General features: G+C 58.3%; 20 protein-coding genes. 11 read left to right on the top strand and 9 right to left on the bottom strand.

Annotation, left to right across the window (positions count from 1 at the left end; all coding sequences use genetic code 11):
* The first annotated feature begins 4 nt into the window (after positions 1 to 4).
* On the top strand, positions 5 to 2,479 hold the full coding sequence (gene infB / locus ACR0LI_RS10505; RefSeq protein WP_171724130.1) for a translation initiation factor IF-2: 2,475 nt from the start codon (positions 5 to 7) through the stop codon (positions 2,477 to 2,479).
* A 70-nt stretch (positions 2,480 to 2,549) separates the two neighbouring features.
* On the opposite strand, the gene ACR0LI_RS10500 is transcribed toward infB, so the two are convergent.
* From ACR0LI_RS10500 to ACR0LI_RS10475, 6 genes are all read right to left on the bottom strand, one after another.
* Complete coding sequence (locus ACR0LI_RS10500) at positions 2,550 to 3,374, bottom strand: alpha/beta hydrolase (protein WP_480718486.1); 825 nt, start codon at positions 3,372 to 3,374, stop codon at positions 2,550 to 2,552.
* Positions 3,375 to 3,377: 3 nt separating this feature from the next.
* Positions 3,378 to 4,262 carry a tryptophan 2,3-dioxygenase gene (locus ACR0LI_RS10495; RefSeq protein WP_480718485.1) on the bottom strand — a complete coding sequence of 295 codons (885 nt, stop codon included), beginning with the start codon at positions 4,260 to 4,262 and terminating at the stop codon, positions 3,378 to 3,380.
* Positions 4,263 to 4,326: 64 nt separating this feature from the next.
* Positions 4,327 to 5,355 (bottom strand): L-threonine 3-dehydrogenase, encoded by a 1,029-nt coding sequence (tdh, locus tag ACR0LI_RS10490; protein ID WP_480718563.1) that lies wholly within the window; start codon positions 5,353 to 5,355, stop codon positions 4,327 to 4,329.
* A gap of 19 nt (positions 5,356 to 5,374) precedes the next feature.
* Entirely contained in the window at positions 5,375 to 6,325 is a 951-nt protein-coding gene (locus tag ACR0LI_RS10485; protein WP_480718484.1) for a PLP-dependent cysteine synthase family protein, read from the bottom strand.
* Positions 6,322 to 7,509 carry a glycine C-acetyltransferase gene (locus ACR0LI_RS10480; RefSeq protein WP_480486018.1) on the bottom strand — a complete coding sequence of 396 codons (1,188 nt, stop codon included), beginning with the start codon at positions 7,507 to 7,509 and terminating at the stop codon, positions 6,322 to 6,324. Before ACR0LI_RS10480 ends, ACR0LI_RS10485 begins: the two co-directional genes overlap by 4 nt.
* A 110-nt stretch (positions 7,510 to 7,619) precedes the next feature.
* Positions 7,620 to 8,183: a helix-turn-helix domain-containing protein gene (locus ACR0LI_RS10475; protein WP_480718483.1), complete on the bottom strand. Its 564-nt coding sequence runs from the start codon at positions 8,181 to 8,183 to the stop codon at positions 7,620 to 7,622.
* Between the two features lie 116 nt (positions 8,184 to 8,299).
* Between ACR0LI_RS10475 and ACR0LI_RS10470 the strand changes: the two genes are divergently transcribed.
* Positions 8,300 to 9,475: an acetyl-CoA C-acyltransferase family protein gene (locus ACR0LI_RS10470; RefSeq protein WP_210093232.1), complete on the top strand. Its 1,176-nt coding sequence runs from the start codon at positions 8,300 to 8,302 to the stop codon at positions 9,473 to 9,475.
* Positions 9,476 to 9,568: 93 nt separating this feature from the next.
* Here ACR0LI_RS10470 and ubiB read toward each other — a convergent pair whose 3' ends face one another.
* Both ubiB and ubiE read right to left on the bottom strand, forming a co-directional pair.
* Positions 9,569 to 11,098: a 2-polyprenylphenol 6-hydroxylase gene (ubiB, locus tag ACR0LI_RS10465; RefSeq protein ID WP_152459789.1), complete on the bottom strand. Its 1,530-nt coding sequence runs from the start codon at positions 11,096 to 11,098 to the stop codon at positions 9,569 to 9,571.
* Between the two features lie 3 nt (positions 11,099 to 11,101).
* Positions 11,102 to 11,854, bottom strand: coding sequence for a bifunctional demethylmenaquinone methyltransferase/2-methoxy-6-polyprenyl-1,4-benzoquinol methylase UbiE (ubiE, locus tag ACR0LI_RS10460; RefSeq protein WP_171724136.1), 753 nt, complete (start codon positions 11,852 to 11,854; stop codon positions 11,102 to 11,104).
* A gap of 86 nt (positions 11,855 to 11,940) precedes the next feature.
* Between ubiE and mutM the strand changes: the two genes are divergently transcribed.
* The 6 genes from mutM (at position 11,941) to recF (ending at position 18,566) form a co-directional block, all read left to right on the top strand.
* Positions 11,941 to 12,792 carry a bifunctional DNA-formamidopyrimidine glycosylase/DNA-(apurinic or apyrimidinic site) lyase gene (gene mutM, locus ACR0LI_RS10455; RefSeq protein ID WP_480718482.1) on the top strand — a complete coding sequence of 284 codons (852 nt, stop codon included), beginning with the start codon at positions 11,941 to 11,943 and terminating at the stop codon, positions 12,790 to 12,792.
* A gap of 66 nt (positions 12,793 to 12,858) precedes the next feature.
* Positions 12,859 to 13,635, top strand: a complete 777-nt coding sequence (locus ACR0LI_RS10450; protein ID WP_117870917.1) for an enoyl-CoA hydratase — start codon at positions 12,859 to 12,861, stop codon at positions 13,633 to 13,635.
* Between the two features lie 221 nt (positions 13,636 to 13,856).
* Entirely contained in the window at positions 13,857 to 14,120 is a 264-nt protein-coding gene (gene rpsT / locus ACR0LI_RS10445) for a 30S ribosomal protein S20 (protein ID WP_170345656.1), read from the top strand.
* Positions 14,121 to 14,676: 556 nt separating this feature from the next.
* Positions 14,677 to 16,062 carry a chromosomal replication initiator protein DnaA gene (gene dnaA / locus ACR0LI_RS10440; protein ID WP_170345655.1) on the top strand — a complete coding sequence of 462 codons (1,386 nt, stop codon included), beginning with the start codon at positions 14,677 to 14,679 and terminating at the stop codon, positions 16,060 to 16,062.
* 225 nt (positions 16,063 to 16,287) lie between these two features.
* Positions 16,288 to 17,409 (top strand): DNA polymerase III subunit beta, encoded by a 1,122-nt coding sequence (dnaN, locus tag ACR0LI_RS10435; protein WP_171617360.1) that lies wholly within the window; start codon positions 16,288 to 16,290, stop codon positions 17,407 to 17,409.
* 59 nt (positions 17,410 to 17,468) lie between these two features.
* Positions 17,469 to 18,566, top strand: a complete 1,098-nt coding sequence (gene recF / locus ACR0LI_RS10430; protein WP_210093235.1) for a DNA replication/repair protein RecF — start codon at positions 17,469 to 17,471, stop codon at positions 18,564 to 18,566.
* On the opposite strand, the gene ACR0LI_RS10425 is transcribed toward recF, so the two are convergent.
* Entirely contained in the window at positions 18,563 to 19,129 is a 567-nt protein-coding gene (locus ACR0LI_RS10425; RefSeq protein ID WP_209834144.1) for a carboxymuconolactone decarboxylase family protein, read from the bottom strand. The genes recF and ACR0LI_RS10425 overlap by 4 nt on opposite strands.
* Before the next feature lie 100 nt (positions 19,130 to 19,229).
* On the opposite strand from ACR0LI_RS10425, the gene ACR0LI_RS10420 reads away from it, so the two are divergent.
* The 3 genes from ACR0LI_RS10420 to ACR0LI_RS10410 all read left to right on the top strand — a co-directional run bounded on the left by ACR0LI_RS10420 (position 19,230) and on the right by ACR0LI_RS10410 (position 25,827).
* Entirely contained in the window at positions 19,230 to 19,802 is a 573-nt protein-coding gene (locus ACR0LI_RS10420) for a TetR/AcrR family transcriptional regulator (protein ID WP_171724140.1), read from the top strand.
* 114 nt (positions 19,803 to 19,916) lie between these two features.
* Entirely contained in the window at positions 19,917 to 22,334 is a 2,418-nt protein-coding gene (gyrB, locus tag ACR0LI_RS10415) for a DNA topoisomerase (ATP-hydrolyzing) subunit B (RefSeq protein ID WP_480492242.1), read from the top strand.
* Between the two features lie 724 nt (positions 22,335 to 23,058).
* Positions 23,059 to 25,827 (top strand): AsmA family protein, encoded by a 2,769-nt coding sequence (locus ACR0LI_RS10410; protein WP_480718481.1) that lies wholly within the window; start codon positions 23,059 to 23,061, stop codon positions 25,825 to 25,827.
* Positions 25,828 to 25,830 lie beyond the last annotated feature (3 nt).

Here is a 25,830-nt window from a genome sequence, read left to right as displayed (position 1 = left end):
CTTTATGAGCGATAATGACGGCAAAAAGACATTGGGTCTTCGTGGCGGGGCACGCCCCGGAAATGTGAAACAGAGTTTCAGCCACGGACGCACCAAGAATGTCGTGGTGGAAACCAAACGCAAACGCGTGGTGGTTCCCAAGCCGGGCGCAGCAAAGCCGGGTGGCGGTGCTGCACCTTCGGGTGATCCGTCGCGTCGTCCTGCGGGCATTTCCGATGCGGAAATGGCGCGCCGCATGAAGGCGTTGCAAGCGGCCAAAGCGCGTGAGGCCGAAGAGGCCGCGGCGCGCGAGGCTGCTGAAAAGGCGCGCGAAGAAGAGCGCGCCCGCCGCCGTGCGGAACAGGAAGCCAAAGAACGCGAACAGCGCGAAGCCGAAGAGCGTGCGCGTCAGAAGGCTGAGGAAGAAGAGCGCAAGCGCAAAGAGGCGGAAGAAGCCGCCAAACGCGCCGCTGCCGCGCCCGCACCGGAAGAGCCCAAAGCGGCTCGCGCCCCGGCCAGCAAACCTGCGCCGGCAGCCACGCCGCGCAAACAGGATCGCGAACGTGAGCAGCGTGGTCGTGGCAAAGGTCGCGACGACAACCGCCGTTCGGGCAAGCTGACTCTGGGTCAGGCGACCGGTGGCGAGGGCAACCGTCAGCGCTCGATGGCCGCGATGAAGCGCAAGCAGGAGCGTGCGCGTCAGAAAGCCATGGGCGGTGCCGTTGAACGGGAAAAGGTGATCCGCGACGTACAGCTGCCCGAGGCGATCATGGTCTCGGAACTGGCCAACCGTATGGCCGAGCGTGTGGCTGACGTGGTCAAATCGCTGATGCAGATGGGCATGATGGTCACGCAGAACCAGACCATCGACGCAGACACCGCGGAACTGATCATCGAAGAATTTGGCCACAAGGTCACTCGCGTATCCGATTCGGATGTTGAAGACGTCATCAAAGAGGTCGAAGACAGCGAAGACGATCTGCAGCCGCGTCCGCCGGTCATCACCATCATGGGTCACGTCGACCACGGCAAGACCTCGCTGTTGGACGCAATCCGCGACGCGCGCGTTGTGGCGGGTGAGGCCGGTGGCATCACCCAACATATCGGCGCGTATCAGGTGAAAACCGATGGCGGCACCACGCTGACCTTCCTGGATACTCCGGGCCACGCGGCGTTTACGTCGATGCGCTCGCGCGGTGCTCAGGTTACGGATATCGTGGTTCTGGTCGTCGCGGCTGACGACGCGGTGATGCCGCAGACGATCGAAGCGATCAACCACGCAAAAGCGGCCGAAGTACCGATGATCGTGGCGATCAACAAGGTCGACAAGCCGGATGCAAACCCGGACAAGGTCCGCACCGATCTGCTGCAACACGAAGTGATCGTCGAGAAAATGTCCGGTGAAGTCCAGGATGTCGAAGTGTCCGCAATCACGGGTCAGGGTCTGGACGAATTGCTGGAAGCCATCGCGCTTCAGGCCGAGATTCTGGAACTGAAGGCAAACCCGAACCGCGCCGCACAAGGTGCCGTGATCGAGGCGCAGCTGGACGTGGGTCGTGGCCCGGTCGCCACGGTTCTGGTTCAGAACGGCACACTGCGTCAGGGCGATATCTTCGTTGTGGGTGAGCAGTACGGTAAGGTCCGCGCGCTGATCAACGACAAGGGTGAACGCGTCAAGGAAGCTGGCCCCTCGGTTCCGGTCGAGGTTCTGGGCCTGAACGGTACGCCCGAGGCCGGTGACGTTCTGAACGTGACCGAGACCGAAGCGCAGGCCCGCGAAATCGCCGCTTATCGCGAACAAGCCGCCAAGGACAAACGTGCCGCCGCTGGTGCCGCAACCACCCTTGAGCAGCTGATGCAGAAGGCGAAAGAAGACGAGAACGTGGCCGAGTTGCCGATCCTCGTCAAAGCCGATGTGCAGGGTTCTGCCGAAGCCATCGTTCAGGCGATGGAAAAGATCGGCAACGAAGAAGTGCGCGTGCGCGTTCTGCACTCGGGTGTGGGCGCGATCACCGAAACGGATGTCGGTCTGGCGGAGGCTTCCGGCGCGCCGGTCTTTGGCTTCAACGTCCGTGCCAACGCATCGGCGCGGAACACGGCGAACCAAAAGGGTGTCGAGATCCGCTACTACTCGGTGATCTATGACCTGGTCGACGACGTGAAAGCGGCCGCATCCGGCCTGCTGAGCGCCGAGATCCGCGAGAAGTTCATCGGCTATGCCGAGATCCGCGAAGTCTTCAAGGTTACCGGTGTCGGCAAGGTTGCCGGCTGTCTGGTGACCGAAGGTGTTGCCCGCCGTTCCGCAGGCGTTCGCCTGCTGCGCGACAACGTGGTGATCCACGAAGGCACGCTGAAGACCCTGAAGCGCTTCAAAGACGAAGTGGCCGAGGTCCAGTCGGGTCAGGAATGTGGTATGGCGTTCGAGAACTACGACGATATCCGCCAGGGCGACGTGATCGAGATATTCGAGCGCGAAGAAGTTACCCGTACCCTGGATTGATCCCAAGCGGGATGGACACAAAAAACAGCGGCACCGGTCGGGCCGCTGTTTTTGTTTGAAAAATGCCTCATTACGTGTCGGGCAGGAATGTTCCGGAATGCAGGATGATGTCGAAATGGTGCATTCCGTGTTTCAAGGCAAAGCTGACCGAGTGCCCGGCCTTGCGCAGCCGTTCCGCATAGTCGCGGCTTTGACGAATGTATTCGCCGGTGTCCCGTTCCCCCACTGAAACATGATAGCGGGGGCCCGGTGGGGGCAGGTTGCGGATCGGGGACAGATCGTTCACTTCGACTGGGGTCAGGTGCAGCGGGTCATTCACGGATGTCAAACTGACGGGTTCCAGATCGTAGACGCCGCTGATCAGAAGCACGTCACGCACACGCAGCCCGGCGCGGGCCAATGCGCCGGCCGAGGTCGCCATGACCATGCTTGCCAGATGGGCGCCGGCACTGTGCCCTGACAAGGTGATCCGCGTCGGGTCGAATCCCAGTGCCCCGGCTTGTGACGCAAGCCACAGAAGGGCGTCGCGGCATTCGTCGACCATTTGATCCAGCCGCGCATCCGGGGCAAGCGTGTAGTTCAAGGTGGCAAAGGATTGCTCGGCTTCGATCAGCGCCGGGGCCATCATGGCCGATTCGCGCTGGCTGAGATCCTGCCAATACCCACCGTGAATAAAGACATGCAACGGGGCGCCGGCCCCCTTCGCAGGAAAGAAATCCAGCACCTGGGCCGGGGTGTCGCCATAGGCCAGGTTGGCCTGAACGGGCAGCTCGGCACGGGCTTGCGCACTCAGCGTTTGATAGCTGGCCAGATAAGGGGTCAGGTCGCCACCGATCATCGAACTGGGAGAGTATTCCCGCTCCAGTTCGGCTTGTGAAAATCCGCGATACAGCATGGCTCAGCCCTGCCCGCTGTACATGAGTTCTGTCCGCACATCATAGAGGTCATGGAAGAACCGCAACTCAAGTGCTTTTCGCAAGAAAGCCACGCCGCTGGAACCTCCGGTACCGGGTTGCATTCCGATCACACGTTCAACCGCCGTGGCGTGGTCAAAGCGCCAGCGTTGAAACAGGCTTTCCACATCCATGAGCTTTTCTGCCAGCGCATACAGATCCCAATATTTGTCCGTGTTGCGGAACACGTCGACCCAGATCTGAACCACGCGCGGATCACCGGAATAGGGTTCGGAGTAGTCCCGCTCGATCAAGTCCTTTGGAACGTCGAACCCCTGTCGGGCCAGCATGTGCAACACTTCGTCATACAGGGACGGTTTGGTCAGGGCGGCGTTCAGCATCTCCATCACCTCGGGGTCATGCTCGTGCACTTTCAGAGTCGAGGCATCCTTATTGCCCAGAATGAACTCGATCTGCCTGTACCCATAGCTTTGAAACCCGGAAGAGTTGCCGAGGGCCTGCCGAAACGTCATATAGTCGGCCGGCGTCATGGTCAGCAGGGTTTCCCAGGCCGCAATCAATTGCCGTTGAATGGCCTTGATACGGTCGAGGTTTTTCATGGCGGGCCCGAATTCGTCTTGTTGCAGGAACCGGCGGACCTCGACCAGTTGGTGATGCATCAGTTTCAGCCACAGCTCACTGACCTGATGAATGATGATGAACAGCATCTCGTCAGGTTGTGCGGGGTCCTGAAAGGTTTTTTGCAGGTTCAGCAGCGTCTTCAGTTGCAGGAAGTCGCCATAGCTTTTGCGGTGCGTTTCGGCGAAATCAGTGACCAGGGTGTCTTCGATCCCCCGTTGCAACAGACGATCGTCTTTGTTCTCGCCCATCTCATGCCTCCCTTGTGCAAGTTCTGCACCTGTCTAGGGGCTGAACTTGCAACTTTCCAGCGCGTTAGGTCCAGTCCAGAACAACCTTGCCGGACAGGCCTGATTTCATCGCGGAAAACCCTTTGGCGAAATCATCAACCGCAAAGCGATGCGTGATCACGCGGGACACATCCAGACCGTTTTGCAGCATGGCGATCATCTTGTACCACGTTTCGAACATCTCACGCCCATAGACCCCCTTGATCGTGATCGCCTTGAACACGATGCGCGACCAGTCGACCGGAGATTTGCCCGGTGGAATCCCCAGCAACGCGATCTTTCCACCCATCACCAAGGCTTCGACCATCTGGTCCAGGGCGGCTTGCGAGCCGGACATTTCAAGCCCGACATCGAACCCTTCCTTCATCCCAAGCTCGGCGATGACGTCCCGCAAGTCCTCGGTGGAGACATCGACGGTCCGCACCGAAGGAACCACATGTTCGGCCAGTTTCAATCGGTCTGCGTTGATGTCGGTGATGACCACGTTGCGTGCACCCGCGTGACGAGCGACGGCAGCGGCCATGATACCGATGGGGCCCGCACCCGTGATCAGAACGTCCTCTCCCAGCAAATCAAAGCTGAGGGCAGTATGCACCGCATTGCCCAGCGGATCGAGGATGGCTCCGATCTCATCCGGTATGTCGTCGGGCAAGGGAACCACGTTGAAGGCAGGCAGTTTCAGGTATTCGGCAAATGCGCCCTGTTCGTTCACTCCAATGCCCCGGGTTCCCGGATCCAGGTGAAACTTTCCGGCGCGGCTCTGGCGGCTGTCGGTGGTGATCAGATGGCCCTCGCCCGAGCATCGCTGGCCGATTTCAAGCCCGGTCACGTTGCGCCCGATCTCGACGATCTCTCCGGCAAACTCATGGCCAGTGATCATCGGAACCGGCACGGTATGAGACGCCCACTCGTCCCAGTTCCAGATATGGATGTCGGTGCCGCAGATACCCGTCTTGTTGATACGGATCAGCACATCATCGGGGCCAATTTCGGGGATCGGGGCCTGCACCATCCACAACCCTTCTTTGGGTTTGGATTTTTCCAGTGCTTTCATTGTGTTGGGTCGCATATGTTTACTCCCACAAATCGGTCGACAGGTATTTCAGGCCGCTGTCACACATGACGATGGCGACACAGCCGCCTTCTTCGGGGCCGCGCAGCAGTTCAATCGCCGCGGCAAGATTCGCGCCTGCCGAATAGCCGGCGAATATCCCCTCGGTCCGGGCCAGAAGTCGGGCGCAATCCCGCGCGGCCTTCCCCGAAACAGCAAGATGTCCGGCCAATCGGCTATCCTTCAAATGCACCAGATCACCCATGGCGTAACCGCCGCCCTGAATGGGATGGTCCGGGGTCGAAACCGGCTCACCGGCCAAAGCGCGCGCGCCCGCAGGTTCCACGGCATAGCATCGCACGGCGTGCCGGTTCAGATACTCTGCCGCTCCGGCCAGCGTTCCGCCCGATCCGGCAAAGTCGCAGAATGCCGTGACGGTGCCTTCGGATTGCGCCCAGATCTCGGGCCCGGTCCCGGTTTCGTGTGCCTTGGGGTTTCCCGAATGGCCAAATTGATCCGCACGAAATGCGTTGCGTTCAACTGTGATGCGCTTCGCCTTGACATCGACCAGTTCAAGATCGGCCCCAGAGACTTCGCCGGGTTTGCTGCCGGGGGCCTGGGGCACGATGACAACTTCGGCCCCCAGGGCCCGCATCATACGCGCGCGTTCGATCGAGTTTCCGGCGCTCATGACAGCCACGAAAGGATGGCCCAGAATACCGCAGACAATGGCCAGCCCGGTGCCCATATTGCCCGAGGTCAGCTCGACCACCGTTTGCCCCGGTGACAAAGTCCCGTCTGCGCGCGCCGTTTCGATGATGGACTTCGCCGCACGGTCCTTTTTCGAAAACCCCGGCAGCAAATAGTCAAGCTTGGCGATGATCCGCCCGTTCAGCTTCTGATGGGCACACACGCGCGACAGTTCGACCATGGGGGTGTCGCCGATCACGTCGATGACCGATGGAAGGATCATTTGATGACCCCCAGCTCTTTGCCGACCTTGCCAAATGCGGACAGGGCGCGGTCCAGTTCATCCCTGGTCAGAGCCGCATTCATCTGCGTTCTGATCCGCGCTTGCCCGCGTGGGACGACCGGGAAGAAGAAGCCCGAAACATAGACGCCTTCGTCGAACAGCCGTGACGCCATGTCCTGTGCCAGCTGAGCCTCACCCAGCATCACCGGGATGATCGGGTGTTCCCCAGGCAGCAGGTCAAAGCCAAGCTTTTCCAGCCCGGCGCGCCAATATTTGGCGTTGCCGAAGAGTTGCGCGCGCAGCATGTCGCCTTCTTCGACCAGGCGGATCGCTTCCAACCCGGCGGCGACGATCGAGGGCGGCAGCGAGTTTGAGAACAGATAGGGCCGCGCCCGCTGCCGCAGCAGGTCGATCACTGGCTGCGGCCCGGCGATATAGCCGCCGATTGCCCCCCCAAGTGCCTTGCCCAAGGTTCCCGTCAGAATATCCACATCGACGCCGAAATGATCGGGTGTGCCGGCCCCGTTCGGCCCCATGAAACCGGTCGCATGGCAATCGTCCACCATGACAATTGCATCGTATTTATCGGCCAGTTCCCGGATTTTTGGCAGGTTGGCCAGATAGCCGTCCATCGAGAACACGCCATCGGTGGCGATCATGATATGCCGCGCCCCGTCTTCGCGCGCCTGTTTCAGCCAGGCTTCGAGGTCATTCATGTCGTTGTTCAGATAGCGATAGCGTTTGGCCTTGCACAGCCGCACGCCGTCGATGATCGAGGCGTGGTTCAGGCTGTCCGAAATGATGGCGTCTTCCGGTCCCAGCAGAGGTTCAAACAGCCCGCCATTGGCGTCGAAACAAGCGGCAAAGAGGATGGAGTCGTCCTTGTTCAGGAAATTGGCAAGACGTTGTTCCAGTTCGCGGTGAATGTCTTGCGTGCCACAGATGAACCGAACCGACGCCATGCCGAATCCTTTGGGCCCCATCGCTTGTGTCGCGGCCTCGATCAGCGCCGGGTGATCCGCCAGACCCAGATAGTTGTTGGCACAGAGGTTGATCACCTGCTTGCCGCCCACAGTGATCTCACCGCCCTGAGGTGAGGTGATCATTCGTTCGCGTTTGTAAAGACCCTCAGATTCGATCTGCGCAAGTGTGTCCGTGATATGGGACAGGAATACATCTGCCATGGCGACCTCCGTTCAACTGAGTCGCACATCTAACATAGCGGATGAAATTCCCAAATAGGGGAAATTCAATATGAAGGAAAAATATCCGTGAAGGCGGAATTTCGCGGATGTCAGGCGTTTTTTACGATCAGGAATACCCGGGCTGGCCCTTGGGCACAGATGGAATGCGTAATGTCGGCGGCATATCGGGCTGTATCCCCCTGATTCAACTCGGTCACCGCATTGCCTGAAGTGACCCTGACCGCACCTTCCAGCACGGTGAGCTGTTCACGGGCGCCGCGGGCGTGGGGTTGGCTGTTCAGGGCCCCGTCCTTGTCAAATTCGATATCATAGACTTCATGACCCCCGGCCTCTTCCGGCGGTGACAGGATGCGAATTCGGCAGTTCTGCCCCATATTGTCGATGCTGGGCACTTCGGAGTTTCTGAGCACCTCGATCTGGTCCGTGGTCTTTGTGCCCTCCAAGAGACCGGCGAAATCCACCTGCAAGGCGCGTGTCAGGTTCCACAAGGTCGAAATCGTCGGGCTGCTTTCGCCGCGTTCGATCTGACTGACCATCGACCGGGACACACCGCTGAGATTGGCGACCGCTTCCAGGGACAGGCCTTTGGCCCGGCGTGCCTCTTTCAGGCGGGCGGGCAGGAGGTTCAGGATATCGTCTGTGTCTTCCGTCATGACGGAATCCATGGGGGCTGCGCAACGCAATGTCAATTCCCGCCGTGACGGGACGTCTGGGGCGACAGTGCCATTCTGCGCATGCATAATGCAGCGAAATTCAGGAGGAGTAGCTCATGAGCGATATCGTTATTCTCGACGGTGCCCGCACCGCAATTGGCACCTTTGGTGGTGCGCTGGCTTCAACCGCGCCGATTGATCTGGCCACTGTCGCGACCGAAGCGGCGCTTGAGCGATCGGGGGTTGAGGGGGCGCAGATCGGGCATGTGGTGTTCGGTCATGTGATCAACACTGAACCGCGTGACATGTATCTGTCGCGCGTCGCCGCCATGCAGGCGGGCATTCCCAATGGTACGCCGGCCATGAACGTGAACCGCCTGTGCGGATCCGGCGCGCAGGCGATCGTGTCAGCCATGCAGTCCCTGATGCTGGGCGATGCTGACTTTGCGGTGGCAGGTGGAGCAGAAAGCATGTCCCGAAGCCCCTATATCGTTCCGCAGGCGCGCTGGGGCGCAAAGATGGGCGACGTCACCGCGCTGGACATGATGCTGGGCGCGTTGAACTGCCCCTTTGGCACCGGACATATGGGGGTGACGGCCGAAAACGTGGCGGATGAGCATCAGATCAGCCGCGAACAGATGGATGCGTTCGCATTGGACAGCCAGACACGTGCGGCGGCGGCGATCGAGGCCGGTTACTTCGACAGCCAGATCACTCCGGTACAGGTCAAGGTCAAGCGGGACATGGTCGATTTCAAAGTCGACGAGCATCCAAAGGCGACGACCGCCGAAGCGTTGGCCGGTCTGCGCCCGGTATTCAAGAAGGACGGGCGTGTGACAGCCGGGAATGCCTCGGGCATCAATGACGGCGCGGCGGCGATGGTGCTGGCGACAGCGGATGCGGCCGAAAGGGCCGGGTTGAAACCGAAGGCGCGTGTGATTGGTTATGCGCATGCAGGCGTGCGGCCGGAAGTCATGGGCATCGGTCCGGTTCCGGCAGTGCAAAACCTGTTTGCGAAGACGGGTCTGTCAGCGGAAGATTTCGACGTGATCGAAAGCAATGAAGCCTTCGCCGCGCAGGCACTGGCCGTGAATCAGGAGCTTGGATTGGATGCGAGCAAGGTGAACCCCAACGGCGGTGCGATTGCGCTGGGGCATCCGGTGGGGGCCACGGGTGCGATCATCACGCTGAAAGCACTGTACGAGCTGGAACGTTCCGGCGGATCCAAAGGGTTGATCACCATGTGCATCGGGGGCGGTCAGGGGATTGCCATCGCCATCGAGCGGCTCTGACCCGGAAGGGGTGCGGGGGGCTGTCTGCCCCCATCGCGCCAGGGCGCGATCCCCCCGAGGATATTTGTGGCCAGATGAAGCAGGCGGGTTGGTTCAGCTGAGCGCGTTGATCAGCAAGACTAGCGCCGCACCTGCTGCGGCGCCGATCGTGGCGGGCAGAGCAAAGGACCAAAAGGTGGGCGTCTGCGGTTCGTCCTTCTGTGTCTGCGCAATCAGTGCGTTTTCGACCAGTGCCGGCAGACGCGGGCCGAAGCGGGCCAGCACCATTGCGGTTTTCCCAAAATCACGCAGGGCCGCCCGAGGGCCGATGGATTGTTTGATGTAGTCTTCGACCACGGGGCGGGCGACTTCCCAGATGTTCATATGAGGGTCGAGTGAGCGCGCAACGCCTTCGACGACAACCATGGTGCGTTGCAGCAGGATCAGCTCGGTTCGTGTTTCCATCCCGAACCGTTCGGTCACTTCGAACAGATAGCTCAGCAACCGCCCCATGGAAATATGCGTGGCATCCATGCCGAAGATCGGCTCGCCCACGGCACGCAGGGCGCGGGCGAACTCGTCCACGTCCTGGTTGGCGGGAACATAGCCGGCTTCGAAATGCACCTCGGCCACACGTTTGTAGTCGCGGCGGATGAAGCCAAACAGGATTTCGGCATAGACCCGGCGCGTGTATTCATCGATATGCCCCATGATGCCATAGTCATAGGCAATGATGTCTCCGTTCGCGGCGACCTTGAGGTTGCCCTGGTGCATGTCGGCGTGGAAAAAGCCGTCGCGCAGCGCATGGAGGAGGAACAGGCGCAGGACACGTTCGGCCAGATCATTGCGGTTGTGACCTGCGGCATCCAGAGCATCATTGTCACCCAGCGCGATCCCGTCCGCCCAGCTGAGCGTCATGACGCGCCGCGCGGACAGTGACCACACAACGGGCGGCAGCCAGAAGCCGGTGTCGTCCTTGGTGTTGGCGGCATATTCGGAGGCCGCCGCGCTTTCCAGACGCAGATCCAGTTCGCCGCGCACGACACCGTCGAAATGCTCGATCACCTCCACCGGTCGCAGACGGCGCGCGCCGGGGGCGAAGAGCTGGACGATCCGGGCGGCAAAATAGAACGCATCGACATCTTTGCGGAACGCGCGTTCGATCCCCGGACGCAGGACTTTCACTGCGACATCCTCACCCGTGCTGGTCAGCTTGGCCTTGTGAACCTGCGCAATCGAGGCTGCGGCAATCGGTTCGCTGAATTCGCTGAACATGTCCGAGATCGGCTGACCCAGTTCTTTCTCGACTTCGGCCATCGCGTCGGCTTTGGAGAAAGGGGGCAGCTTGTCTTGCAGAACGCGCAGTTGCTCGGCCAGTTCATTTCCAACGACGTCAGGGCGGGTCGAAAGCACTTGCCCGAATTTGATATAGGCGGGGCCAAGCGCCGTCAGGGCGCGCGTTGCCGGTGGCATACCGGGGTCGCCTTTGTAGCCAAGCCATTGAAAGGGTTTGCCCAATGCGTGGGCCAGGATGCGTACGGCGCGCGGGGCTTCGAACGCATCCAGTACCACGTTCATGGCGCCTGTGCGCTCGAGCGTGGCGCCTGTGCGGATCAGGCGGATGATGTTATGGGGACCACGCATGTGTCAGATCTTCCAGCCGGAATGCAGCGCGGCGATACCCATGCTCAGGTTCCGGTATTTGGCGTTTTCGAAACCTGCTGTGCGAACCATGTTCAGGAACGTTTCCTGATCGGGAAATTTTCGGATCGATTCGACCAGGTACTGATAGCTGTCATAGTCATTGGCGATCAGTTTTCCCATGCGCGGGATGACGTTGAAGCTGTAAAGGTCGTAGAGCTTCTGCAGCCCCTCATTGGGCAGCTGGCTGAATTCCAGCACCATCAGGCGGCCGCCGGGTTTCAGCACGCGGTAAGCCTCGTTCAAAGCTTCTTGCGGGCGGGTGACGTTCCGAATGCCGAACGAGATCGTGTAAACATCGAATGTATTGTCTTCGAAGGGCAGGGCCATGGCATCGCCCACGACCCAGTTCAGGCTGCCCGACATCTGATCTGCCTCGGCACGTTGGCGCCCTTCGATCAGCATCGGCTCGGTCAGGTCCAGGACCGTGGCGTGGCCGTGACCCGCGCGCTTGAGGAACCTGAACGAGATGTCGCCCGTGCCACCGGCCACGTCCAGCAGCCGCTGGCCGGGGCGTGGCGCCAGCCAGTCCATCATCGCGTCCTTCCAGACCCGGTGGATGCCCATCGACATGACGTCGTTCATCACGTCATATTTCGAGGCAACCGAGTTGAACACGCCCTGTACGCGCCCTGCCTTTTCGGCCTCGGGGACGGTTTCGAAACCGAAATGAGTGGTCTTGTCGATGTTGTCGGACATTTGCCTTGCCGTTTGTCGATTTTCGCCTCTGTTATAGGGCCAAGAGAGGCGGGCACAATGCGGCCCTTTGAATTAGGAGCCCTGTAATGCCCGAATTACCTGAGGTCGAGACAGTAAGACGCGGCCTGAGTCCTGCCATGGAAGGGGTCGTGATCGAACGGGCTGATGTGAACCGCCCCGATCTGCGCTGGCCGTTCCCCGAACGTATGGCCGAACGGCTGACCGGGCAGCGGGTAGAGCGGCTGCGGCGGCGGTCGAAATACATTCTGGCGGATCTCAGCAGCGGTGAGACGTTGCTGATCCACCTGGGTATGTCGGGGCGGATGACGGTGTCGGGTGACCCGTTGGGGCAATTCGTCCATGACCATCCCGCCGTGCAAAAACATGACCATGTGGTCTTTCATATGGCCAACGGCGCGCGCATCACCTTCAACGATCCCCGCCGGTTTGGCGCGATGGACCTGATGCAAACGGCCAACGCCGAAGATCACAAGTTGCTGTCGCTTCTGGGGCCTGAACCCTTGGGCAACGATTTTCACGACCAACACCTGATCAAGGCGTTCAAAGGCAAGAACACCCCTGTCAAATCCGCCCTGCTGGATCAGGGAATCGTTGCCGGTCTGGGCAATATCTATGTTTGCGAAGCTCTTTATCGCGGCCGAGTGTCGCCACGTCGCAAAGCCGGACAGATTTCCGCGCCCCGCGTGGCGGCGCTTGTTCCGATCATCCGGCAGGTGTTGCAGGACGCCATCGAAGCCGGTGGGTCTTCGCTGCGGGATTTCCGCCAAGCCGATGGAGAACTTGGATATTTTCAGCACAAGTTTGATGTCTATGGCCGCGAGGGCGAGGCCTGCCGGACCGAAGGGTGCGGAGCGCCGATCAAGAGAATCACCCAGTCCGGTCGCTCATCCTTCTATTGTGCGCAATGCCAAAGATAGCTTGATCCAAGTTTTTCGCGTGGTAAGGAATCGTACCTGAACGGAACAACCGGAAGCTTTCTCCTCATGGCTTTTGAGACGATCATCGTCGAAATCGAAGACCACGTCGCACTTATCAAACTCAACCGACCGGATGCGTTGAACGCGTTGAACACCCAGTTGCTGGGTGAGCTCTGCACCGCGCTGGAAGATGCGGACAGCAACGACAAGGTGCGCTGCATCGTGATAACCGGATCGGACAAGGCCTTCGCCGCCGGCGCGGACATCAAGGAAATGTCCGAGATGAGTTTTGTCGACGTCTACAACATCAACCTTTTTGCCGATGCGAATGATCGTGTGACCGCGATTCGCAAGCCGATCATCGCGGCCGTTGCGGGCTATGCGCTGGGCGGTGGCTGTGAACTTGCCATGCTGTGCGATTTCATCATCGCGGCGGACACCGCGAAATTCGGCCAGCCCGAGATCAATCTGGGCGTCATTGCCGGTCTGGGTGGAAGTCAGCGTCTGACGCGGTTCGTGGGTAAATCCAAATCGATGGACATGAACCTGACCGGGCGTTTCATGGATGCCGACGAAGCCGAGCGCGCGGGTCTCGTCAGCCGGGTGGTGCCGGCCAAGAAGCTGATCGAAGAGGCCGTGAGCGCAGCGCAGAAGATTGCCGAGAAATCGCAATTGACTGCAATGGCCGCGAAAGAAGCGGTGAACCGCAGCTACGAGCTTCCGCTGAGTGAAGGTATGTTGTTCGAGCGTCGTGTCTTCCATTCGATGTTCGCTACCGAAGATCAGAAGGAAGGCATGGCCGCGTTCCTGGAAAAGCGCACGGCGCAATTCCGCGACAAGTAAAGCGCGGGACCTCTGAGGCGGGTGTTTCAAGCCCGCCCCATATTCTTGGCCCTTGTTCCAAGAATCAACTTGGCAATCTCTCGAAAATTGGCTAAAGACCCCCGCTATACATGCGCGTGCGGCCCGCTTGGCCCGACTCACACTCGTGATTTCTGATCCGGTGCGGATATGTCCGTGGCGCGCAACCCAAGATTAACGTACCGAACGAAGGTCAGATTCACATGGCAAACTCGCCTCAGGCAAAAAAACGCGCGCGTCAGAACGAAAAGCGCTTTGCAATCAACAAAGCGCGTCGTTCGCGCATCCGCACCTATCTGCGTAAAGTCGAAGAAGCGATCGCATCCGGCGACAAGGACGCGGCGACTGCTGCTCTGCGTGCGGCTCAGCCCGAGCTGATGCGCGGCGTTACCAAGGGTGTTTTCCACAAGAACACCGCCGCCCGCAAAATGTCGCGCCTGTCCGCGCGCGTCAAAGCACTGGGCTAAGCTTTTGGGTGACCCAAGGTCACGTCAGAAAGGCTGAACCATTCTGAAAAGGCGTCGTGCATCACGGCGCCTTTTGTCGTGTTGCCAGAAAACCGCGCCTTCACAAAACCGAGAGATTCTTTCGCCCAAAGACCCGAGTCAATATCAGAGTTTCGTTGCCGCGCCCCTCTCTGAATTGCTACGACTGATGTCAGCGATTCACTCGCTTGGGGGGACAGGCTGTTTTCCCGATCGAACTGACGGGCATCAGAGCGATCTGGGGACAATTGTCGACGACTGGCTTGAGCCAGGCTGCCGATCTGCCATGGAAGCCGGAATAAACTCGGTGATCTTGGCCCTGTCTAAAAATTGAGATTGCGACGTGCAACCCGATTTTCGGGACGTTCCGTTATTGCTGAGCGTCAGAATTGGGGGTTGCCGGGCTATTCGGGATGGTCCCGCCAAGCCGACTGGTTTGGCGATTGGATACCTATTGCGTGTGAATACAACACCGGGAAACCGGCTTCGTATGAATAAGGCTGACAGGCCAATAAGAATGGGATGCGTGAGGCGCTTAATGACACAAGAAAAATGGGGACTACTGCGTAACAAGTTGCTGAAGGCCATCGGTCGGAACAATTATACGACCTGGATCGAGCCTTTGGAATTCAAGGAGCTTCAGGACGGCGTGGCGGTTTTCTCGGTGCCGACCAATTTCATGGGCAATTACGTCAGCCAGAATTTTGCCGACCTCATTTTATACGAGCTGAACACCGCAGGTGAAACTGTGCAGCGTCTGGATTTCCGCGTCGCTGCAAACTCGCCTGCACGGCCTAAGCCAGCTGTCGATACGCCGCCGGTGGCAAAGCCTGAACCTGTCGCCGCGCCGAGCGAGGACCCGGCGCAGGATACATTGGAATCGCTTCAGGCTGCCCCGTTGGATTCCCGCTTTACCTTTGACAGTTTTGTCGTCGGCAAGCCCAATGAACTGGCCCATGCGGCCGCGCGTCGGGTATCCGAGGGCGGGCCGGTAACCTTCAATCCGCTGGTTCTGTACGGCGGCGTGGGGCTGGGTAAGACCCACTTGATGCACGCCATTGCATGGGAGCTGAAAACCAAACATCCGGAACTCAACGTTCTGTACCTGTCAGCGGAACAGTTCATGTACCGGTTCGTGCAGGCCCTGCGCGAGCGTCGGATGATGGATTTCAAACACCTGTTCCGTTCGGTTGACGTTTTGATGGTTGACGACGTGCAGTTCATCGCCGGCAAGGATTCCACTCAGGAAGAGTTTTTCCACACGTTCAACGCGCTGGTGGATCAGAATAAACAGATCATCATCTCGGCCGACCGCGCCCCGGGTGAGATCAAGGATCTGGAAGACCGGGTGAAATCCCGCCTGCAATGTGGTCTGGTGGTTGATCTGCACCCGACCGATTATGAACTGCGTCTGGGCATTTTGCAGAACAAGGTGCAGCAATACAGCTCATCCTATCCGGACCTGGCGATTGCCGATGGCGTTCTGGAATTCCTGGCGCATCGCATCTCGACCAATGTTCGGGTGCTGGAAGGTGCCCTGACCCGTCTGTTCGCTTTTGCCTCGCTGGTTGGCCGCGAGATCGACATGGAACTGACGCAGGATTGTCTGGCGGATGTGCTGCGCGCCTCGGAACGCAAGATCACCGTTGAAGAGATCCAGCGGAAGGTGTCCGAGTATTACAACATCCGGCTTTCTGACATCATCGGCCCGAAGCGCCTGCGCTCTTACGCGCGTCCGCGTCAGGTGGCGATGTATCTGTGCAAGCAGTTGACCAGCCGGTCGCTGCCCGAGATTGGCCGCCGTTTTGGCGGGCGCGATCACACGACGGTCATGCATGGCGTCAAGCGCATTGAAGAGTTGAAGCTGACCGACGGTCAGATCGCTGAAGACGTGGAAATGCTGCGCCGGTCGCTTGAAGCCTGATCCGCGCCTTTAATGCAGGAAACCGCCCCGGTTCCTTGGGTCCGGGGCGTTTCTTGTGCGCATTAGTCCACGGTTGGATCAGAACTGGTGCCTGTCAGGCACGCTGCCCTTGACGCTGGACGCAATCCAACCCAGAAATCCGTAAAAAATCCTTGTGCCTCAGGGTGGAACCGCTAACGTGCCAGTCCCGCCCATGTCGGTACGCAAGTCAGAGGAATTGAGGGTATGAAGATCAGCATCGAACGCGGCACCCTTCTCAAGGCCGTTTCGCAGGCCCAATCCGTAGTGGAACGCCGCAATACCATTCCCATACTTGCGAATGTCCTGATTGAGGCGGAAGGCGATCAGGCGCTGTTTCGCGCGACCGATCTGGATATCGAAGTGGTCGACAAAGCCCCGGCGCAGGTCGAGAAAGCCGGTGCCACCACCGTGGCCGCGACCACCTTGCACGAGATCGTGCGCAAACTGCCCGACGGAGCGTTGGTCACGCTGACCGCGGACAGCGCGGCAGGGCGTCTGACGGTTGAGGCGGGTCGGTCGAATTTCTCGCTGGCGACGCTGCCGAAAGAGGATTTCCCGGTCATGGCGTCGTCGGAGTATCAATCAAATTTCACGGCTTCGGCTGCCCTGCTGCGACGGTTGTTCGACAAGTCGAAATTCGCAATCTCAACAGAAGAGACCCGGTATTATCTGAACGGTGTCTATATGCATGTGGCCGACGGATCCGATGGCGGCAAGGTGCTGCGCTGCGTGGCCACCGACGGCCACCGGCTTGCTCGGATCGATGCCGATTTGCCGGATGGTGCAGAGGGCATGCCGGGCGTTATCGTCCCGCGTAAAACCGTAGGCGAACTGCGCAAGCTGCTGGACGATGATGAAATGGATATCGCGGTTTCGGTCAGCGAAACCAAGGTGCGTTTCGCCACGCCTGATATCACGCTGACCTCGAAGGTCATTGACGGAACCTTTCCCGACTACACGCGCGTTATCCCGCAAGGAAATACGCGCAAGCTGGAAGTGGATGCTGCCGAGTTCGCACAGGCCGTGGACCGGGTGGCAACGGTGTCTTCCGAGCGTTCGCGTGCGGTGAAGCTGCAACTGGATGGCGACAAGCTGGTCCTGTCGGTGAACGCACCAGACAGTGGCGCGGCCGAGGAAGAACTGGCGGTCGCCTATGGTGATGAGCGTCTGGAGATCGGGTTCAATGCCAAATATCTGCTGGAGATCGCGTCTCAGGTGGATCGAGAGAATGCGGTGTTCATGTTCAATTCAGCTGGCGACCCGACCCTGATGCGCGAAGGCAATGACCAGAGCGCAGTTTACGTCGTCATGCCAATGCGCGTCTGATCGCGCGGACGTGCGATGCCTCCGGCAGGAGTATTTTTGAAAAAATGAAGGGAGGGGTCATGGGATTGGCCCTGACCGAGCTTACGGTCTCGCATTTTCGGTCTCACAAGCTGGCGCGGTTGTCTCTGGACGGGCGGCCGGTGGCTATTCACGGGTCGAACGGGGCGGGCAAGACCAATATTCTGGAAGCGGTATCCTTGTTTTCACCCGGTCGCGGAATGCGGCGGGCAAGCGCGGCCGAGATGACGCGGCGGCCCGAGGCGCTGGGCTGGAAACTGTCGGGACTGTTGCAATCGCAGGGTCAGAATTTCGAAATCGAAACCTGGTCTGAGGGTGGTGCGGCACGGCAGGTGAGGATTGATGGAAAATCCGCCACCCAGATTGATCTGGGTAAACTTGCGCGGGTGGTCTGGCTGGTTCCATCCATGGACCGCCTGTGGATTGAAGGGGCCGAAGGCCGGCGCCGGTTTCTTGATCGCATTGCGCTCAGTTTTGATCCGTCTCATGCAGAGGCCTCGCTGGCTTACGAAAAAGCGATGCGCGAACGGAACCGTTTGCTGAAAGAGCAGGTTCGGGACGCGCATTGGTATGCTGCGCTTGAGGGTCAGTTGGCCGAGATGGGGCATCGTATCCACACAGCGCGATTGGCGGCGTTAAGCCATCTGAGGGTGGCGCAGGATCAGGCGGAAACGGCTTTTCCGTCTGCCGAGTTGGAATTGGTGCAAACCGAAGGCGCGATGCCCGAAACGGCAGAGGATCTGCGCGAGGCTTTGAATGAAAGCCGGTTCAGGGACTTGGCTGCGGGTCGGACTTTGGTTGGGCCGCATCGGTCAGACTTGTATGGCGTCTTTGCTGCCAAGGGTGTTCCCGCCAAGGATTGTTCGACCGGTGAGCAGAAGGCGCTGCTGGTTTCATTGATCCTGTCCAATGCCCGAGCTTTGGCTGCAATGGTAGGTGCGCCACCGATCGTTTTGCTGGATGAGGTGGCCGCTCATCTGGACGCGGGTCGGCGCGCTTCACTTTATGACGAGATTTGTGCGTTGGGTGCTCAGGCCTGGATGACGGGCACCGGGCCTGAACTGTTTGAGGAGTTGAGTGACCGGGCCCAGACGCTGATCGTGACCGAAGGCGATGAGGGGTCGGTCGTGGCGGCTTAGGCCGGTTCGTTGACTTTGCGCTCCCACAGGAAACCGCGCATGACTTCATCGACCGGTGTTTTGGCCATGTGGTTGACGTAGTTTGACATGGTTTTTTGTGCAAGGCCCAGCACCACGTCCAGAACCGCACGATGGGAATAGCCCGCGTCGAAGAACGCCTGAAGCTGTTCCTCGGTCGGGTTGCCACGGGTTTCCATCACTTGCAGGGTGAAGCTGCGCAGCGCTTCGAGTTTGGGCGAAGGCAGTGGGGTTTCATTGCGCAGAGCCTGGGAGATTTCGTCTGATACCTTCATCATCTTTGCGATGCCGGTGTGCGCGGGCACGCAGTAATGGCATTCGTTTTCCACATTGATGGTCTGCCAGACGACGGTTTTCTCATCGTTGTCAAAATCGGTCTGCAAGAACAGGCTGTGCAGAACTTGATAGCCTTCAAGGTGCTGTGGGCTTTCTGCCATCACCTTGTGCAGGCCCGGCAAACGGCCAAAAGCGGCCTGGGACTTTTCCAACAGTGGTTTGGATGCTTCGGGTGCGGATTCTATGTCATGAGACGGGAAAGTGGCCATGTCGGAACTCCTGTTTCTGGCGCGATGGGTGGTATTTAGGGTTTCTTGAGTGATCACTCAAGTATATATTTGAGCGAACGTTCAAGAATTGGTGATGCCGATGCCCCGCAAACCCGCATATGATCGCGACGCGTTGATCGAGAAGGCCCGTGACATCTTTTGGCGTCAGGGTTGGGCTGGTACGTCGCTGAAGGACCTTGAACGGGAATTGAAGCTGAAACCCGGCAGTTTCTACGCGGCTTTCGGGTCGAAGGACGCGCTCTATGCGTTGACGCTGGAAAGCTACACGCAAGAAGGTGTGGCGCGCCTGAAAGCCCTTGCTGAAAGACTGGGGCCGAAGGAGGCGCTCAAGGCGCAACCACGTCTGGTCATCGAAGCGGTCGAGAACCCGGCAAAGGCCTGCATGCTGGCAAAGACATATGCCGAGTTGCAGGCGAAGGATCATGCGCTTGCGGATCAGGCCGCGCGTCACATGGCGGAAATGAAGGCGTGTTTCGCCGACCTGTTCCGCAGCGCCCAGGCCGCCGGTGAAATCCGGCCTGAACATGACCCGGATCGGCTGGCGGCCCGGTATCAGTCGGACATTCTGGGGCTTCGGTTATCGGCCGAACGCAAGGATGTCGATGCGCTGGAAATCGCGGCGGATATCGCTTCTGACATCGACCGGTTATGAGGTGGATTCAGATGGGCAGAAAACGACTTGAGCACACACAAAATATTGGGGGATCGCGTGACAATCCCCACCAGAAAACGTATAAGGTACCAAAATAATATAGGTACTGACTGAATGTCCGAAGACGCACAGGCTCCTCAAGAATACGGCGCAGATTCCATCAAAGTTCTCAAGGGTTTAGAGGCCGTTCGCAAACGCCCCGGGATGTATATCGGGGACACGGATGATGGATCGGGCCTGCACCACATGGTGTATGAGGTTGTCGACAACGGAATTGACGAAGCGCTGGCGGGTCACGCCGACCATGTGACTGTGAAAATTCACGCGGATTCCAGCGTTTCGGTCAGCGACAACGGCCGCGGAATTCCGGTTGATATCCACCCGGAAGAAGGCGTTTCAGCGGCAGAGGTCATCATGACCCAGCTGCACGCGGGCGGCAAGTTCGACAGCAACTCTTACAAGGTGTCGGGCGGACTGCATGGCGTGGGTGTTTCGGTAGTAAACGCCCTGTCGGACTGGCTGGAGCTGCGCATTTGGCGCGCGGGCAAAGAGCACGTGGCGCGATTTGAGGGCGGTGAAACAGCAAAGCATCTGAAGGTTGTCGGCGAATGCGGCGATCGTACGGGAACCGAAGTGCGGTTTCTGGCGTCGACCGACACGTTCTCGAATCTCGAATACTCGTTCGAGACGTTGGAAAAACGGCTGCGCGAACTGGCATTCCTGAACTCGGGCGTGCGGATCATCCTGATCGACGAACGCCCTGCCGAGCGGCTGGAGACCGAGCTGTTCTACGAAGGCGGCGTAAAGGAGTTCGTCAAATACCTCGACCGTTCCAAAACGCCGGCCATGCCCGAGCCGATCTATATCAAGGGTGAGCGCGACGATATCGGTGTCGAGATCGCCATGTGGTGGAATGACAGCTACCACGAAACGGTACTGCCATTCACCAACAACATTCCGCAGCGCGACGGCGGGACCCATGTGGCTGGGTTCCGGGGGGCTTTGACCCGGACGATCAACAACTATGCGCAGTCCAGCGGGATCGCGAAAAAGGAAAAGGTCAGCTTCACCGGCGATGATGCGCGCGAAGGTTTGACCTGCGTATTGTCGGTGAAAGTGCCCGACCCGAAATTCTCGTCCCAGACCAAGGACAAGCTGGTTTCCTCCGAGGTCCGCCCGGCTGTCGAAGGTCTGATGAACGAAAAACTGGCCGAGTGGTTCGAAGAAAACCCCAACGAGGCCAAGAATATCGTCGGCAAGATCATCGAGGCTGCGTTGGCCCGGGAAGCTGCGCGTAAGGCACGCGAGCTGACCCGACGCAAGACGGCGATGGATGTGAACTATCTGGCGGGCAAGCTGAAGGATTGTTCCGAGAAGGATCCATCGAAAACCGAAGTCTTCCTGGTCGAGGGTGACTCGGCTGGTGGTTCCGCCCAGACCGGCCGGGACCGTCTGACGCAGGCGGTTCTGCCCCTGCGGGGGAAAATCCTGAACGTCGAACGCGCCCGGTTCGACCGGATGCTATCGTCTCAGGAAATTGGCAACCTCGTCATGGCGCTGGGTACGGGCATTGGCCGCGATGAGTTCAACATCGAAAAGCTGCGCTACCACAAGATCGTCATCATGACCGATGCGGATGTGGACGGCGCGCATATCCGGACCCTGTTGCTGACCTTCTTCTATCGGCAGATGCCTGAGCTGATCGAGGGCGGGTACCTCTATATCGCGCAACCGCCGCTGTACAAGGTTTCCCGCGGAAAGTCAGAGGTTTACCTGAAGGATCAGGCCGCTCTGGATGACTATCTGATCAATCAGGGCGTCGAAGGCGCGGTTCTGAAACTCGGCTCGGGTGAGGAAATCATCGGTCAGGACCTGACCCGCGTGGTGGATGAGGCGCGTCAGCTGAAACGTGTGCTGGATGCGTTTCCAACGCATTACCCGCGTCATATTCTGGAACAGGCCGCCGTTGCAGGAGCCTTTGTGCCTGGCGCTGTTGATGCTGACCTGCAAGGTGTGGCTGACAAAGTCGCCGCACGGCTGGATCTGATCGCGTTGGAGTACGAACGCGGTTGGCAGGGTCGTATCACACAGGATCACGGCATCCGGCTGGCCCGTATCCTGCGCGGTGTCGAAGAGGTTCGCACGCTGGACGGCCCGATGCTGCGCTCGGGCGAGGCGCGCAAGACCGGCAGCTTTACGCAGAGCCTGCAAGAGATCTACAACTCTCCGGCCACTTTGAACCGTCGTGATCGCAGCCAGATGATCCACGGTCCGCTGGACTTGTTGCGCGCCATTCTGGAAGAGGGTGAAAAGGGCTTGTCCTTGCAGCGCTATAAAGGCTTGGGTGAGATGAACCCTGACCAGCTGTGGGAAACGACACTGGACCCGGATGCGCGGACGCTGCTGCAAGTGCGCGTGGATGACATGGTCGAGGCGGATGATCTGTTCACCAAGTTGATGGGTGACGTTGTGGAACCTCGTCGGGAGTTCATCCAGAAAAACGCCTTGAGTGTTGAGAATCTGGATTTCTGATCATGTGTAGGTTTGCGAATAACACTTCGCGCACCCCATAAGTTTGCATAGTTTGCCCATAGTTTTGCGCTGCGCGATTGTCTGCCTTAGCGATGAATTCAATCAGTTTTTGGCTTAGTCGTTGCGGTTATGGTCCTTTGCGTTGCTCGATCACGCAAAGGGCCTTCCTAAGGAACCTTGGGTTCCATGCGGCCTTTTTGCTTGGATTCTCGCGAACGTCTGCGACGCGCAGAAAGCAGACTTTGCAAAGTTTCGCGGACGGCCCTTTTCAAGTTTTATGAAGTCTACTTTGATGCCGCACTGGGGCGATTCGAAGCTGCCGTTCGTTGCATGCGCAAATACTAGTGCCTGAATTTTCTGCCTCCACGGCACTATGCACTATAAGTCTATCTCCATCTGTCAGGACGACTGAACGCCAGCAACGAAAAAACACCGCACTGCGCAATCGGGAACAAAGTCGCGGCAGAGCTGATGAAATTGCCAGACGCGTTCAGCCCGTTTGTGTGATCAAAGGGCGGAAAATCTAGGCGCGAGTGTGGACACTCCCGATAGCACAGCACAAACCCATGGACTTTCTTTGTGAACGAGCTGACCTGGGCGAGAGGCCACCAAAACTCAGAAAATAGGATGCAATCCTACGGACGCAACCAACGCGACATAGCAATCACTATATCCTTAGTTGCCAGAAAGATTGGAGATTTCCGATTTGCGGTTAAACTGAATTATGAAAGCGATCACAGGGAAGCAAATGAGAACTTGGCTGTTTAGGATAATTGGACTCGTTGCGCTACTCGCTTTTGCAGCAATCGCTTTTGTTTGGTTGCTACTTGCTGCGCCGTTGTTCTCAGATATGCGACGCAACCTTGTGGAAAAGGCTCTTTCGGAACAAATTGGGCAGCCGCTTCTGGTCAACGACGATGTGAGCGTCGCACTAGGTCGCATTACCCACATCTATGTCGGCGGCGTGGTCATCCCGAGCGAGACACTGCCAGAGACCTCTCTTGCAGAATTGAAACTGCTTGAACTGGAACTGGACGTTGCCGCCTTGGCCAACGGACGTCTGCACTTTGACAACCTTTTGGTGGACGGTCTTCAGGCTAACTTTCTTACAGCCACGGATGGGACAACAAGCTGGCGAAAAAGCCGACCAATGCCAACGCCTCAAACCAACGGGTCGCTTGCAGAGGACAATCAGGATGCTGAGGCCGAACTCGAAACGTCCGAAGTTGGTGGCAAAGAAAACAGTGGGATTCTTACTTTTCTCAGCGACAAGAACGTCAATTTCACATCAATCGGGTTAAACATCGACGACAGGGTCTCGGGCTTCTCATTTGTGTTTGACCTTCAGTCGCTTGCGCTTGAACAAGTAGATAACGGAAAAAGAACAAAGGTCTCTGGTTCCGGCTCGGTCAACGGTCAAGGTTTTGAAATCAAGGGCGACTATCCCCATGACGCGCCGTTTACGACGAGAGCCAACTTTGGAGAAATGACTGTCCGCTACGATGGCGAGCCATTCGCGGAAGACGAAGGTGGCGGTTATCGGGCTGTCCTGGAGATGGATACTGGCGAATTCGGTGACTTTCTCGATGTCATGGGATTGGAACGCGTTCTGGAAGGTAATGGCCAGTTGCAAGCTGAGCTTGTGTCTCAGGACGCCCTAAAGATCGAAGCATTTACTACAACCGTAAGCCTTGAAGATGGGCAAAAACTCGAAGCTGAAGGTTCGATAGATGACCTCTATACAGCTAAAGGCGTCGATCTGCTTTTCAATACGCGCCTTCACCCAGAGGGGCAGCCGCCTCAAGCAGCAAAGAGTATCCAAGATCTGAAGTTCACTGGCTTTGAAATGCATATGGTTGGATCCCTCGCCTCCTTCGAATTCGAGAAGCTACTGTTCGAAACCAACGCCTTTGACCAAGGGCTGGACGTGATCGGCCCAGCCTCTATCGAGAGCATTCGCCGCATGCCGGATGGCCGCCTCGCGATGTTGGGCATTACCTTGCAAGCCGGCCCAATTGAGGAGCCGGTGCTAAAAGCCCAAGGCGAAATACTCGACCTGCTTCAGCTTCAGGACGTGAGCTTCGATGGCATGCTGAATGGGCCTGCCAAGTTGATTTTGCCCGATCTCGACGAAGGTTTTGTCGACCAGTTTGGCGGTATTAAGGCGGACTTCAGCATATCCAATGCGGGAGGCCCGGTATCACTAAATAGGTTCAACGCGACCAGCTATGACACCGATCTTTGGGCGCTCGACCTTGCGTTGTCGGTCAATGAGCTCAAAGGGCTGGCCGGGCTTGATTTCGACGTGAACCTGGATGTGGGCGATGGTGCTCAATTTCTGAACGCGCTCAACCTGCAACCTATCGAAATTGGCGCACTCGGCATTGATGCTGAAACCTCAAAGCAGGGCGAGGACTTTAATGCTGCAATCGAGTTCGAAGCTGGCTCCTCGCAGCTTCTAGCGGCTTTCGATGCAAAATTTCCGGATGGCTCTTCTGTTATTCGCGGCAACGTTACCAGCGAGAGGCTCGATCTCAACGACCTGAAGAACCTGACTGCCGTGCTGGACCAATTGAAAAGCCTGGTAGGGGAAACCCCAAAAGAACCTGAAGCCGAAGTTCAGCCTTTGGTTTTGTCGAAGGAGACAAACGTCCAGCCCCTGGTGTTGCCAAAGGAAAAAGGGAAGCCTGCCGATCTTCTGGATGTGCAACGCGTGCTGCGAGAAGCTGACGTCGAGGTACAGATCGAATTCAAAGAGATTGTAGGCCAGCAAGTCGTAACATCTGTTTCCAGCCAATTGTCTGCAAAAGACGGAACCGTGGATTTCGGACCTCTTCAGATGGCTTATGGCGGCGGAACCTTCAGCCTGCGGGCGGTCATGGATCTGATTGACTCACCTGATTGGCTTTCATTGTCGGGGTCGACCTCAGGGTGGGAGTTCGGTGAGATCCTTGATGAGTTAGGGATTGGAATTGATGCCTACGGGCGTTTGAGTGGTGAATTCAACGTTTCGGGCAGTACCGCCTCGGGCAAGGCCTTCATCAACTCCATGCGCGGCAAAGCGTCTTTGTCGATGTCGCAAGGTTACATTAGTACCAGTCTTCTTGAGTTGGCCGGGCTAGGTATTTTCCCTTGGCTGTTTTCAGAAGAGTTCAGACAAGGCTACACCGACATCACTTGCGTGGTTGCTCCGGTTGATATTCAGGCCGGGCGGGTCAGTTCAAACTCCATCGTCATTGAAACAGCATCTGTTCAGTTGGTGGCCAGGGGACAAGTGGACTGGCTGAACGATACGATTGCAATACGAGCGGAGCCACGGCGCGTGGGCAAACCCCTTTCCCGCAGCGCTTGGCCGTTTGATGTGACAGGTAAGCTTTCATCACCGAAGTTCAAGCTGGACGTGGGTGGGTCTAGGAACAAGGCTCCAGAGGGCGCTGATGCAATGCCAGTAAACAGGCAACCTTGCGTGCCAGACATCAACCAATTGCAGTAATCG

This window comes from Ruegeria sp. CL7 (assembly GCF_056536445.1).
The sequence above is the reverse complement of the archived record's forward strand: the minus strand, read 5'-3'. Positions and strand labels throughout refer to the sequence as shown.

Bases quoted from the DNA above. Each gene is read 5' to 3' on its own strand.
- infB (WP_171724130.1), top strand. From the start codon at position 5: ATGAGCGATAATGACGGCAAAAAGACATTGGGTCTTCGTGGCGGGGCA.
- ACR0LI_RS10500 (WP_480718486.1), bottom strand. From the start codon at position 3,374: ATGCTGTATCGCGGATTTTCACAAGCCGAACTGGAGCGGGAATACTCT.
- ACR0LI_RS10495 (WP_480718485.1), bottom strand. From the start codon at position 4,262: ATGGGCGAGAACAAAGACGATCGTCTGTTGCAACGGGGGATCGAAGAC.
- tdh (WP_480718563.1), bottom strand. From the start codon at position 5,355: ATGAAAGCACTGGAAAAATCCAAACCCAAAGAAGGGTTGTGGATGGTG.
- ACR0LI_RS10485 (WP_480718484.1), bottom strand. From the start codon at position 6,325: ATGATCCTTCCATCGGTCATCGACGTGATCGGCGACACCCCCATGGTC.
- ACR0LI_RS10480 (WP_480486018.1), bottom strand. From the start codon at position 7,509: ATGGCAGATGTATTCCTGTCCCATATCACGGACACACTTGCGCAGATC.
- ACR0LI_RS10475 (WP_480718483.1), bottom strand. From the start codon at position 8,183: ATGACGGAAGACACAGACGATATCCTGAACCTCCTGCCCGCCCGCCTG.
- ACR0LI_RS10470 (WP_210093232.1), top strand. From the start codon at position 8,300: ATGAGCGATATCGTTATTCTCGACGGTGCCCGCACCGCAATTGGCACC.
- ubiB (WP_152459789.1), bottom strand. From the start codon at position 11,098: ATGCGTGGTCCCCATAACATCATCCGCCTGATCCGCACAGGCGCCACG.
- ubiE (WP_171724136.1), bottom strand. From the start codon at position 11,854: ATGTCCGACAACATCGACAAGACCACTCATTTCGGTTTCGAAACCGTC.
- mutM (WP_480718482.1), top strand. From the start codon at position 11,941: ATGCCCGAATTACCTGAGGTCGAGACAGTAAGACGCGGCCTGAGTCCT.
- ACR0LI_RS10450 (WP_117870917.1), top strand. From the start codon at position 12,859: ATGGCTTTTGAGACGATCATCGTCGAAATCGAAGACCACGTCGCACTT.
- rpsT (WP_170345656.1), top strand. From the start codon at position 13,857: ATGGCAAACTCGCCTCAGGCAAAAAAACGCGCGCGTCAGAACGAAAAG.
- dnaA (WP_170345655.1), top strand. From the start codon at position 14,677: ATGACACAAGAAAAATGGGGACTACTGCGTAACAAGTTGCTGAAGGCC.
- dnaN (WP_171617360.1), top strand. From the start codon at position 16,288: ATGAAGATCAGCATCGAACGCGGCACCCTTCTCAAGGCCGTTTCGCAG.
- recF (WP_210093235.1), top strand. From the start codon at position 17,469: ATGGGATTGGCCCTGACCGAGCTTACGGTCTCGCATTTTCGGTCTCAC.
- ACR0LI_RS10425 (WP_209834144.1), bottom strand. From the start codon at position 19,129: ATGGCCACTTTCCCGTCTCATGACATAGAATCCGCACCCGAAGCATCC.
- ACR0LI_RS10420 (WP_171724140.1), top strand. From the start codon at position 19,230: ATGCCCCGCAAACCCGCATATGATCGCGACGCGTTGATCGAGAAGGCC.
- gyrB (WP_480492242.1), top strand. From the start codon at position 19,917: ATGTCCGAAGACGCACAGGCTCCTCAAGAATACGGCGCAGATTCCATC.
- ACR0LI_RS10410 (WP_480718481.1), top strand. From the start codon at position 23,059: ATGAAAGCGATCACAGGGAAGCAAATGAGAACTTGGCTGTTTAGGATA.